This is a genomic window from Acetoanaerobium pronyense (assembly GCF_017874355.1).
In the GTDB taxonomy this organism is placed as follows: domain Bacteria; phylum Bacillota; class Clostridia; order Peptostreptococcales; family Filifactoraceae; genus Acetoanaerobium; species Acetoanaerobium pronyense.
This window is the reverse complement of sequence record NZ_JAGGLI010000004.1, coordinates 89582-100878: the sequence shown is the minus strand read 5'-3', so window position 1 is coordinate 100878 and position 11297 is coordinate 89582. Positions and strand designations below refer to the sequence as shown.

Annotated in this window: 13 protein-coding genes and 2 riboswitches; all 13 genes read right to left on the bottom strand. The window is 34.0% G+C overall.

All coding sequences use genetic code 11. From position 1 onward, the window contains the following. Nucleotides 1–191: 191 nt before the first annotated feature. Nucleotides 192–1007: a MetQ/NlpA family ABC transporter substrate-binding protein gene (locus J2Z35_RS03105; protein ID WP_209659233.1), complete on the bottom strand. Its 816-nt coding sequence runs from the start codon at nucleotides 1005–1007 to the stop codon at nucleotides 192–194. Nucleotides 1008–1019: 12 nt separating this feature from the next. Further along, entirely contained in the window at nucleotides 1020–1679 is a 660-nt protein-coding gene (locus tag J2Z35_RS03100; protein WP_245330730.1) for a methionine ABC transporter permease, read from the bottom strand. After that, nucleotides 1654–2676, bottom strand: a complete 1023-nt coding sequence (locus tag J2Z35_RS03095; protein WP_330623353.1) for a methionine ABC transporter ATP-binding protein — start codon at nucleotides 2674–2676, stop codon at nucleotides 1654–1656. Before J2Z35_RS03095 ends, J2Z35_RS03100 begins: the two co-directional genes overlap by 26 nt. A 72-nt stretch (nucleotides 2677–2748) precedes the next feature. Then, nucleotides 2749–2849, bottom strand: a riboswitch (SAM riboswitch). Between the two features lie 63 nt (nucleotides 2850–2912). Then, nucleotides 2913–3025: riboswitch (SAM riboswitch) on the bottom strand. A 152-nt stretch (nucleotides 3026–3177) separates the two neighbouring features. Next, nucleotides 3178–4749 (bottom strand): AbgT family transporter, encoded by a 1572-nt coding sequence (locus J2Z35_RS03090; RefSeq protein WP_209659231.1) that lies wholly within the window; start codon nucleotides 4747–4749, stop codon nucleotides 3178–3180. Between the two features lie 147 nt (nucleotides 4750–4896). Continuing rightward, a complete protein-coding gene (locus tag J2Z35_RS03085) occupies nucleotides 4897–5163 on the bottom strand; it encodes an HPr family phosphocarrier protein (RefSeq protein WP_209659229.1) in 267 nt (88 codons plus the stop codon). Further along, nucleotides 5163–6119 carry a DNA-binding protein WhiA gene (gene whiA, locus J2Z35_RS03080; RefSeq protein WP_209659227.1) on the bottom strand — a complete coding sequence of 319 codons (957 nt, stop codon included), beginning with the start codon at nucleotides 6117–6119 and terminating at the stop codon, nucleotides 5163–5165. Before whiA ends, J2Z35_RS03085 begins: the two co-directional genes overlap by 1 nt. A 20-nt stretch (nucleotides 6120–6139) precedes the next feature. After that, nucleotides 6140–6556: an NUDIX hydrolase gene (locus J2Z35_RS03075; RefSeq protein ID WP_209659225.1), complete on the bottom strand. Its 417-nt coding sequence runs from the start codon at nucleotides 6554–6556 to the stop codon at nucleotides 6140–6142. Nucleotides 6557–6680: 124 nt separating this feature from the next. After that, entirely contained in the window at nucleotides 6681–7682 is a 1002-nt protein-coding gene (locus tag J2Z35_RS03070; RefSeq protein WP_209659224.1) for a gluconeogenesis factor YvcK family protein, read from the bottom strand. 54 nt (nucleotides 7683–7736) lie between these two features. Continuing rightward, nucleotides 7737–8594 carry an RNase adapter RapZ gene (gene rapZ, locus J2Z35_RS03065; protein WP_209659222.1) on the bottom strand — a complete coding sequence of 286 codons (858 nt, stop codon included), beginning with the start codon at nucleotides 8592–8594 and terminating at the stop codon, nucleotides 7737–7739. A 6-nt stretch (nucleotides 8595–8600) separates the two neighbouring features. Next, nucleotides 8601–9320: a PHP domain-containing protein gene (locus J2Z35_RS03060; protein WP_209659219.1), complete on the bottom strand. Its 720-nt coding sequence runs from the start codon at nucleotides 9318–9320 to the stop codon at nucleotides 8601–8603. 1 nt (nucleotide 9321) lies between these two features. Continuing rightward, nucleotides 9322–10230, bottom strand: coding sequence for a UDP-N-acetylmuramate dehydrogenase (gene murB / locus J2Z35_RS03055; protein WP_209659217.1), 909 nt, complete (start codon nucleotides 10228–10230; stop codon nucleotides 9322–9324). 160 nt (nucleotides 10231–10390) lie between these two features. Further along, a complete protein-coding gene (locus J2Z35_RS03050) occupies nucleotides 10391–10822 on the bottom strand; it encodes an MOSC domain-containing protein (protein WP_209659215.1) in 432 nt (143 codons plus the stop codon). A gap of 1 nt (nucleotide 10823) precedes the next feature. Beyond that, a complete protein-coding gene (gene moaC, locus J2Z35_RS03045; protein ID WP_209659213.1) occupies nucleotides 10824–11294 on the bottom strand; it encodes a cyclic pyranopterin monophosphate synthase MoaC in 471 nt (156 codons plus the stop codon). Between the last annotated feature and the right edge of the window lie 3 nt (nucleotides 11295–11297).

The window sequence follows — 11297 nt, the reverse complement described above, 5'->3', positions numbered from 1 at the left end:
AATCCCATCTCACTACTGCCTGTATAAATAATTAATGACAGTAAATCCTAAAGCTTTGGTTCAAAAAAAAGATATAGAGTATGTAGCCTTATTTAGCTAATTACTCTATATCTTTCTTTAATATTACTTTATTTATATACTTTAGTTTTATTTCTATATTCATATTTGTTTGATAAGTTTATAGAATTTTTTTAAAAGGCTGGAACTACAGAGCCTTTGTATTTTTCCTCGATAAATTTTCTTACGCTTTCAGATTGAAGAGCATTTACTAATTTTTTAATATTTTCATCGTCTCTATCTTCTGGTCTTATTGTAATTATATTTGCATATGGAGAGTCGCTACCTTCTATTATTATTGCATCTTTTACTGGGTTCAGTCCTGCTTCAAGTGCATAGTTTGTATTTATTACTGATGCATCAACATCATCTAGTGTTCTTGGAAGCTGAGCTGCTTCTATAGGTCTGAACTTTAGATTTTTTGAGTTTTCTACTATATCTGCTGATGTAGCCTCCAATGAAACTCCATCTTTAAGCTTTATAAGTCCCTTTGACTGAAGTAGTAAAAGTGTTCTTCCTTCGTTTGTTGGGTCATTTGGTATAGCAATCTCAGCTCCTTCAGTAATATCTTCTAAGGATTTGAATTTGTTTGAATAAAGCCCAAGAGGTTCTACATGAACATTTCCTGCATTTTCTAGCTCTAGGCTTCTTTCTCTTGCAAATGTTTCCATGTAAGGAACATGCTGAAAGAAGTTTGCATCTATATCTTTGCTTGTAAGAGCAAGATTTGGAGTTACATAATCTGTAAATTCAACAATTTCTAGCTTTATTCCTTGTTTTTCTAATTCAGGCTTTATATGCTCAAGTATTTCAACATGTGGTACTGGAGTTGCTCCTATTTTTAGTGTAACTAAATCCCCTTCATTTTTTGCATCTGCCTGACCGCATCCCGAAAGCACAAGAGCACCTATAATTAGTGTTAAGATTAAATAAATATTTTTCTTTGTCATTTTATTCTCCTCCTATTTTGTGTTTAGCTTTTTTGATAATGTGTTTCCTAAAGTCTGTATGATTTGGACCATAAGTATTAATAAAACAACTGTTCCTATCATTACATTTGTCTGAAACCTATGGTAACCATATCTTATTGCCAAGTCTCCTATCCCACCTCCTCCTACTGCTCCTGCCATAGCAGAATATCCCAGTATATTTATTATTGTTATTGTAATTCCAAGTACAAGTGAAGCCAAAGATTCAGGAATTAGTACTCTTGTGATAATCTCATACTCTCCTGCTCCCATTGATAGTGCCGCTTCAATAAGTCCTGAGTCTACTTCAAGAAGGGAGGTTTCAACTACCCTTGCGAAAAATGGTATTGCCGCTACAACCAGTGGGACTATTGCTGCGTTTGTTCCTATTGATGTCCCAACTAGCAAACGGGTAAATGGAAATATAAATATCATAAGAATTACAAATGGAAGTGACCTTCCGATATTTACTATATATGATAGCGCTTCATAGATAGTGCTGTTTTCCATTATATGTCCTTTGGATGTAGTAACTAAAATGATTCCAAGGGGCATTCCAAGTAGTATTGTAAAAAGTGTGGATACAAATACCATATATAAAGTCTGAAGTATCGAAGGAAACATAAGTCTAACTAGCTCTTGTATTTCTAGCATTTTCAATCACCTCCACCCTTACGTTTGATTTTTCAAGAAAACTTATTATTTCATCAATAATATTTGCCTGAGCATCACATTTTATAAGGAGCTTTCCAATTGGGATTTCCTGAATATATTCAATGCTCCCCCATACAATATTTACATCCACTCCAAACTTTTTTATGATTTGAGATATAATTGGCTGTCCTGCACTACCTTTTGTAAAGCCTAGTCTTAAGGTATATCCAGAATCTGATGATACTGGATAATATTTGTCATCATCTACAAAGTGTCTTGTTTTTTCCTGTGAAGGACTTGAGAATAAATCTATAGTGTTTCCTGAATCTATGATTTTTCCACTTTCAAGTATAGTAACTTTATTGCATATTTCTTTTATTACATCCATTTCATGGGTGATTACAACTATCGTCAGTCCCAAATTTTTATTTATATCTTTAAGTAGTGCAAGAATCTGTTTTGTAGTCTTAGGATCAAGTGCTGATGTAGCTTCATCACAAAGCAGCACCTCTGGGTCATTTGCAAGGGCTCTTGCTATTCCTACTCTTTGCTTTTGTCCTCCACTAAGATTTGATGGATATGCATGGGCTTTGTCAGTCAAATCCACAAGCTTTAAAAGCTTTGATACCTTTTCTTTAATCTCATCTTCAGATACTTTCATAATCCTTAATGGAAATGCTATATTTTCAAAAACTGTTTTGCTGTTTAGCAGATTAAAGCCTTGAAATATCATCCCAATCTTTTTTCTAACATCCCTAAGTTCTTTTTTTGAAAGATTTCCCATGTTTACCTTCCCTACAATTACTTCTCCGCTATCAGGTCTTTCAAGCATGTTGATACATCTTACAAGGGATGATTTTCCTGCTCCACTAAGCCCTATTATCCCGTATATGTCTCCTCTCTCTATATCTAGAGATACGTCATCAATAGCTTTTACGTATATATTTTCTTTTTTGTAGGTCTTTTTCAAATTCTTTATTTTTATCAATTTTGACATCCTTTCATATGAATTTATTTTTAAAACAAAAAATCTCCTTTCCAAAAGACGTGAAAGGAGATTAATCTCTTTCTCACATCTTCCAGTTATTTACTGACGGAATTAGCACCAATGCCTTAATGGCTGGTTGCTGGGTTTCATAGGGCCGTTCCCTCCACCTCTCTGGATATGAGCATCATATTCAATTAAAAAAGCCTCTTCCAAAGGAAGAGGCGCACATTAAAAATCAGGTTCGCTTCTCATCTTTGGATATATTTCATCCATGGAATTGGCACCATAGCTATATTTAAAAAATATAACCGGTTGCCGGGCTTCACAGGGCCAGTCCCTCCGCCGCTCTTGATAAGAGTATAATTATTCGGTTGATTTATATTAAGGATTATATAGCATGAGCTTTGCCTATGTCAACAGTATTTTTAAAATATTTTTAAAAAAGAAAAACCGTGAAATAGAGATATCTCTAAATCACGGTTTTAAAGTCTTTTATTTACACTCTAAAAATTAAAGTGAGAAATATATTGGTGCATCAGGTCCTATTGGAAGTCCAGCTACGAACCAGATTATCATAAGAACTGTCCAACCAGCAAGGAATAAAAGCGAGTATGGAAGCATCATAGATATTAATGTTCCTATACCAGTTTCCTCATCATACTGCTCTGCAAATGCAACTATTACTGCGAAGTAACTCATAAGAGGTGATATGATGTTTGTAGTTGAATCCCCTATTCTGTATGCAAGCTGAGTAAGCTCTGGAGAGTAACCCAGTCTCATAAACATAGGTATGAATATTGGAGCCATGATTGCCCATTTTGCAGAAGCTGATCCCATAAATAGGTTGATAAAAGCTGCTACAATGATGAAACCAACCATAAGAGGTACTCCGCTTAGGCCTATAGCCTCTAGGAAGTCCGCTCCAGTTACTGCAAGTATAGTTCCAAGCTTTGAATAAGTGAAGTATGCTATAAACTGAGAAGCAGCAAAAGCAAGCACTAGGTATCCACCCATTGAGCTCATTGCTTTACCCATAAATCTAGCAACGTCTTTATCATTCTTTACAGTCTTTGCAAATATTCCGTAGAATACTCCAGGAATTAAAAAGAACATAGCTATGATTGGAACAAGTCCAGCCATAAATGCAGATCCTCTTAGGATTTCTCCTGTTTCTGGGTTTCTAAGTATAGCGCCTTCTGGAACTAAAAGAGCAAGCATAATTCCTATAAATACAAGCATAGATACAAGTGCTGCTGTAAGACCTTTTTTTTCAGCAGGTGTGATATCTTTGATGTTTGTATCAACTTGCTTACCTTTGTATTCTCCAAGTCTTGGCTCTACAATTCTTTCTGTAACTATAGTTCCAAGTGCTGCAATTATAAATGTAGATGCAATCATGAAGTACCAGTTAGCTGTAGGTTGTACAGTGTATCCTGGAGCCATGATATTTGCAGCCTCTGTAGAAATACCTCCAAGTAATGGATCTAGTGTACCGATTAATAGGTTTGCACTGAATCCTCCAGATACCCCTGCAAACGCCGCAGCAAGTCCTGCTAGTGGATGTCTTCCAAAACTTAAGAAGATTACAGCACCAAGTGGTACTAGTACAACGTATCCAGCATCTGATGCTATGTTTGACATGATTCCTAAAAATACAACCATAACTGTGATAAGTTTTCTTGGTGTACTTAATACTGCTTTCTTAAGAGCAGCGTCTATAAGTCCTGTTCCTTCTGCAACTCCAACTCCTAGCATTGCTACAAGAACTGTACCAAGTGGTGCAAATCCTGTAAAGTTGGTTACCATTGTAGAGAATATATACCTTATTCCGTCAGCAGAAAGTAAGCTTACAGCTGCAACAGTTTGCTCAACTGTAGCGATTGTTCCATCCTCTGCCTTTTGAGTTACTTCATAAGTAACTGACACGCCTAGCATTTCACATATGTATGAAATAAGTATAACTGCAATTGCTAGGATAAAAAATAGAGTTACTGGATGAGGTAGTTTATTTCCTGCTACTTCTACAAAATCAAGAAATTTTTGGAAAACTCCTCCTTTGGCTTTTTGATCCTTAGTCGCCATAAATACACACTCCTTCTTTATTTAATTTGATGTAAAAAATAAATAATATATTTTACGTACTTTATACATCAGTATTACCATTATATTTTTTTTCTGTATTTGTGTCAATAATATTTAATGTTGTATTTCTATGGCGTACAGCACTTTTTACTTATCTAATAATTTATTGTCAACCAAATACTCGAGTTCTTGGATAGCGTTTTCCTCATCTGGCCCATCCACTATTATTTCTATTGTTTCTCCATGAGAAACACCTAGAGCCATAATACCCATAATTGACTTCGCATTTATTGTGCTATTACCTTTTTTTACCATTATTTCAGATATAAATTTATTTGCAGTTTGAACAAAAAGTGCTGCTGGTCTTGCATGAAGACCTATTTTATTTTTGATTACTACTTCTTTTTTTATCATTAATCTCTTCTCCCTTCTCTAAGCTTATCAGCTATTTCTTCTATTTTTTTTAGTCTATGATTAACTCCTGATTTACCAAGAGGTGATTCCAGCATTTCTCCTAACTCTTTGAGACTTAAATCATCATACTCTATTCTAAGCTCCGCAATTTCCCTTAAATTATCAGGCAGATATTCAAGGCCTACTGTTTGCATTATATATTTAATACTTTCCACTTGTCTCATTGCAGCGTTTACAGTTTTAGTCAGATTTGCAGTTTCGCAATTGACTATCCTATTTACATCATTTCTCATTTGCTTTTTTATTTTTATATCTTCGAGCTGAAAGAGTGCATTATGAGCTCCCATTATATTAAAAAAATCTGATATGTGATTGCTCTCTTTTAGGTATATAACATATGTATTTTTTCTAGGAATGATTTTAGCATTAAAATCATAAGTATTTAATAGATTCATAAGATATACGCTCAGCTCTTCGTCAAGGGTTACAAGCTCTACATGATAAGTTTTTTCGGGATCGGATACAGACCCTCCACCTAAAAAAGCCCCTCTTATATAAGCTCTTTTGCTGTCTTCATCCTTTACTATAAGATCTGGTATATCACTCCTTATATATACGTTTTCTCCTTGTTTTTCAATAATTCCGACTTTTTCGAGAATATCGTTAGCCCCTTGTTCGTAAGGTACAAGAAGAGAATAAGTATTATTCTTTTTTAAATTTTTGTTTTTTCTTACTTCAATATCCACGTGAATTCCAAAACAGCTTTTTAATAGGCTGAAAACTTTTCTTGCTATGGCAGGATTTTCCGTAACCACTTTAAAGGAGAGCTTGTTAAAGCCCATAAGCTTAAGGCTTCCGCTCATCCTTACAAGTGCCGCCAGCTCAGCAATTTTCACGTGCTCTTCATCAGCTATTATTCTCGACAATTCATTTTTAACTTCCATAGAAAATGACAATTTAATCACCTTTTTATTATCTACAGTTTCTTTTTTACTTCTTGTAATGCTACCTTTATTATTTCCTTCTCATCATCGTATTTCGCTATATCAAGTACCCTATCTATATGAATGAATTTGGCTTCTATAAAGCCTTCTTCTCTTTGAGGCACCGTTTCCATAGTCCTTGAGCTCATAAGATACCAAAAAACTGTTTTGTGGACTCTTCTATTGTCATCCCAGTTTTCCTTGTAAGTATAATGGATTTCACCAAGATATCTTATAATCTCAGCTTTAATTCCACTCTCTTCCATTACTTCTCTTAGGGCTGCTTCGTCTTTCATTTCACCTTTTTCAACTTTCCCTTTTGGTAATACCCAGTCGCCATTATATTTTTTGAGGAGAAGGATGGCGTTTCCAAAAACGACTACTCCACCGGAACTGATTTCTTCTCTCATGCTGCCCCTCACTCCTTATGAAATTGTAGGAACTAACTAAAAAACTATATTGAGCTCCTTAATTTTTGTTTAATACTATATCATTCTATAAATAAAAATAAAACCCTTTAGTTTTTACAAGTTTTTATTTATTTTTAGAAATTTTATATATTTTAGTAGTAAATATATCCTCTATATTAAATATCGTAGCAGCTATTTTATCACTATCATGAATAATATATCCATTTTTTATTTTTACTAGGTCAGACTCAATCACCTTGATTCCCATTGCATTTAGCTCATTTTTTTGAGCCTTATCAATATATAATGGATATTGTCCCTGTTCTTTATATCTTTTTAAAATAGAACCTGGAATTTTTTCTTTATTTACTATTACATAATTTAAAATATCTTGAGCAGAATGTTTATATATAGCCTTTACATGGTCAACTATATTCATTCCATCTGTTTCTCCATGTTCAGACATTATATTCGCTACATAAACCTTAGGAGATGAAGTCTCAGAAATGCATTTTGCAATCCCCTGAGTCAATATATTTGGGATTATGCTTGTATAAAGACTCCCTGGTCCCATGATTATTATTTGAGATTTTTCAAGTTGCTCAAGTACTTCTTTAAAAGGCTTTACATTTTTAGGAATAAGATTAATTTCCTTTATTTTAGTATTTTTTTCTATACATATTTTGGAAATATTGCATTCGCCTTCTGCTTTATCTCCATTTTCAAGAAGAGCTTCAAGACGAACATCATCTAAAGTTACTGGCAAAACTCTTCCCTTTACAGCTAGAATCTCACAAATCTTTGAGATGGCTATTTCAAAATCTCCGTGAATCTCATTTAAAGCCGCAAGAAACAGATTTCCAAAACTTTGGTCTTTTAACCTGCCTTCTTTAAATCTATGTTGCATAAGTACTTCCATAGCTGGCTCTGCTTCAGAAAGAGCAACTATGCAGTTTCTTATGTCTCCAGGAGGAAGCATGCCAGTTTCAGTTCTCAGTACTCCAGAGCCACCACCATCATCTGCCATCGTGACAATAGCAGTGAGATCTACATCATATTTTTTAAGTCCCCTAAGGAGATTTGATTGCCCGTTTCCTCCCCCTATTATTGATATATTAACTTTCACTATAACCACCCATTTATCTACTTATTTTTCACCTAAAAAACTTTTTTATGATTTTTATTTTAGAGTATAATCTCTATGTTTTTTTAATACTCTATAGCCTTTAGATTTCAGATATTCATAGAGAAGATTAGTAATAGTAACTGATCTATGCCTTCCCCCTGTACACCCTATAGCTATAACTATATGGTTTTTTCCTTCTTTGATATAATTAGGCACTAAAAAATCAATCATATCTTCTAATTTTTCTTTAAATTCTTGACTTTCATTGGAGTTCATGACATAGTCCCTGACTTCTAGATTGTCTCCGGTTTTTTCTTTAAGCTCAGGTATATAATATGGGTTTGGCATAAATCTCACATCAAAAACAAGATCAGCATCTAAGGGAATCCCATGCTTGAATCCAAAGGACATCACTGAAATTATTAGATTGCTTTTTCCATTGCCTTCGTTGTATAGATTGATAACCTCATCTTTTAGCTCCCTTGGGCTCATATTTGTCGTGTCTATTATATGGTTTGCTTCTTTTCTTAAAAGTTTTAGCATATCTTTTTCTTTTTCGATACCTGGAAGTATATTGTCCTCAGAAGATAGTGGATGTTTTCTTCTTGTCATCTTATATCTTCTTACAAGAACATTACTATCTGCTTCAAGAAATAGTATATCAAACTTGTATTCCTGCTTTTCCATGTATTTCAAACTGATATCAAGATCCTTGAAAAACTGGTAGCCCCTTATATCTATCCCTAAAGCTACTTTTTCTATCATTCCTTGGGACTGAGAGCATACCTCTACAAATTTTGGAATAAGTGCTGGTGGAAGATTGTCTACACAATAAAAATCCATATCTTCCATCACTTTCATAGCCTCACTTTTTCCCGAACCTGATAAGCCTGTAACTATTACTATTTTCAAGATTTATCATCTCCTTGCATTGTATATCCTCGAAAAGTCGATTTCTGCCTCTAATGCTCTTTGGATTGCCAAATCAAAATTTCCTACATTTTCAGGAGTATGGGAGTCTGAACCAAGTACATACTTGACATCCAGAGTCTTGATTTTTAGAAGCTGGTCAATTGTTAAATTTTTATGGTGAGCATTAATCTCAAGCAAGGTATTTGTTTCTATGGAAGCTTCTGCTACCTCCATAATATCCACTTCACCCTTATCTCCTGGGTGCGTCAATATGAATATATCGTTGTTTTTCATGGCGTTAACAAGTGCCCTTGTATTGTAGTCTTTTTCAAATTTATTGAAGGTTCTAACATAGTTATTAAAGTGATTTCTTATACCTCTTACCCATTTGGTGGGAGCCGAGCCAAAGTGATAGCCCGCCATAAGATAATCAAAATATTTCAAGATTTTGTCATCTATATCTATATTTCCTCTATCATCTAAAATATTACATTCTACACCCAGCATAATCTTAATCTGAGGATATTTTTCAGAAAGCAAATCAACTTCATATCTCATTTTTTCAAACAAATGGTGTTTTACTCCAAAACCCATATGTTTGTATCCATGATCAGATATTCCTATGATTTCTAGATTCTTTGCTATTGCAGCCTTTACATTTTCTTCTATTGTTCCTTTTCCATCGCTATATATTGTATGAGTATGATAATCTGCAAATATTTTCATGTTATTCCTCTCCTACTATTTTCACCTCTTCTTCAAGCATTACTTGAAACTTTGAATAAACTGTAGCCTTAATAAATTCAATTAATTCAAGTATGTTTTCGCAGCTTGCTTTCCCAAGGTTTATTACGAAACCGCTGTGAAGGTCTGATACTGCAGCTTCTTTCATTATTATACCCTTGAGACCTGCCTCTTGAATCAGCTTTCCTGCAAAGTTTCCTTCTGGTCTTTTAAAGGTTGAGCCTGCACTTAGAGCTTTTAGGGGTTGCTTAGTAGTTCTTCTTTCAGTAAAGTCATCTATCTTTGCTTTGATTTCACTATAATTACCCTTTGGTAGATTCATGGTAACTGATATAACTATAAGTTTTTTTTCTGTAACTAGACTTTTTCTATATCCAAAATTCATCTCTTCATTGGTGAAGTCAAAGATGTTTCCATCAAGATCCATAACCCTAACTGAAGTGATTACATCTTTTATTTCTCCATCATACGCCCCAGCATTCATAGTTACAGCTCCTCCAATAGTTCCTGGAATTCCTGAGCCAAACTCAAACCCTTTTAATGAAGCTTTTAGTATATGCTTTGATATAGTAGACATAAGTATTCCACTTTGTGCTGTTACTAGATTTCCTTCTATAGAAAACTCAGAGAAATTATCTGATATTTTCATTACGATTCCTCTAATTCCCTTATCTCTTACTAGAAGATTGCTTCCATTTCCCATTATAAATAAAGGTATATTCATTTCTTTGGCAAACACAACTATTTTTTTTATATCTTTTTCTGTTCTTGGAGTTACTACAAAATCTGCTGTACCACCTATTTTAAAAGATGTATGGCATCTCATAATCTCATCTTTTCTTATATCTTTTTCATCAAGTATTTCCAGTAATCCATCGTATATATTATTCATTACTATTCCTCCCAAAATTTCATTAACCTTGTTATTATATCATAGAAAAAGAAGGAATTAAATGAATGCTTGACAATAATAAGTTTTAGTGTAATTCATTTTAAGTTCATAAAAAAATAATGATGCCTTTTTTATTTTGACATCATTATTTTAATGACATTTAAATAATCTTAATTTCATCACCTGGTCTTATTATTCCAGTTTTTAATACTTTGGTGAAAATTCCTTCTTTGGGCATTACACATTCCCCAGTTAATCTTTTTATTTCACATCCTCCATGACATTCTTTTCCAATTTGAGTGACTTCTTGTATTGTTTCTCCTATTTCTATTTTTGTACCTACAGGAATCTCATATAGTATTATACCTTCAGTGGTGAGGTTTTCAGCAAATTTTCCTGTGCATAAGCCTTCAAGTCCCTTTGATTTCATTTTCTCTATGCTTTCTTGTCCTAAAAGACTAATCTGCCTGTGTCCTGGACCGGCATGAGCATCTCCCTCAAGCCCATGATTTTCTATAAAGAGTCCTTTTGAAACTGGCTTTTTGATAGTTCCTTTTTTTTCACTTATGTTTATTGCAATTACTTTAGCCATATTATAACTCCCCTCTTTGATAGTGACCGCTTTTTCCACCCTTTTTTTCATTGAGCCTAATATATTTTATTTCCATATCTTTAGATATGGATTTTACCATGTCATATATTGTAAGTGCTGCTATCGATACAGAAGTAAGGGCTTCCATCTCTACTCCAGTTTTTCCTTGACATCTTACTATAGAGTAAATCTTTATGGATTCATCTTTTGTTTCAAAATCTATTTCGCATCCGCTAAGATTTATGTTGTGGCACATCGGAATCAAATCCCATGTCTTTTTGCTAGCCATTATACCAGCAACCTGGGCTACAGCGATTACATCCCCTTTTTTAACCTTATACTCTTTTATTGCTTTTATTATCTCTTTTCCTACGAATATTTCTGCCTCAGCAATTGCCTCTCTTGTGGTCTCTTTTTTCTCTCCAACATCAACCATCACAGCACCAACATTTTCTTTAATATGGGTGAGCATGTA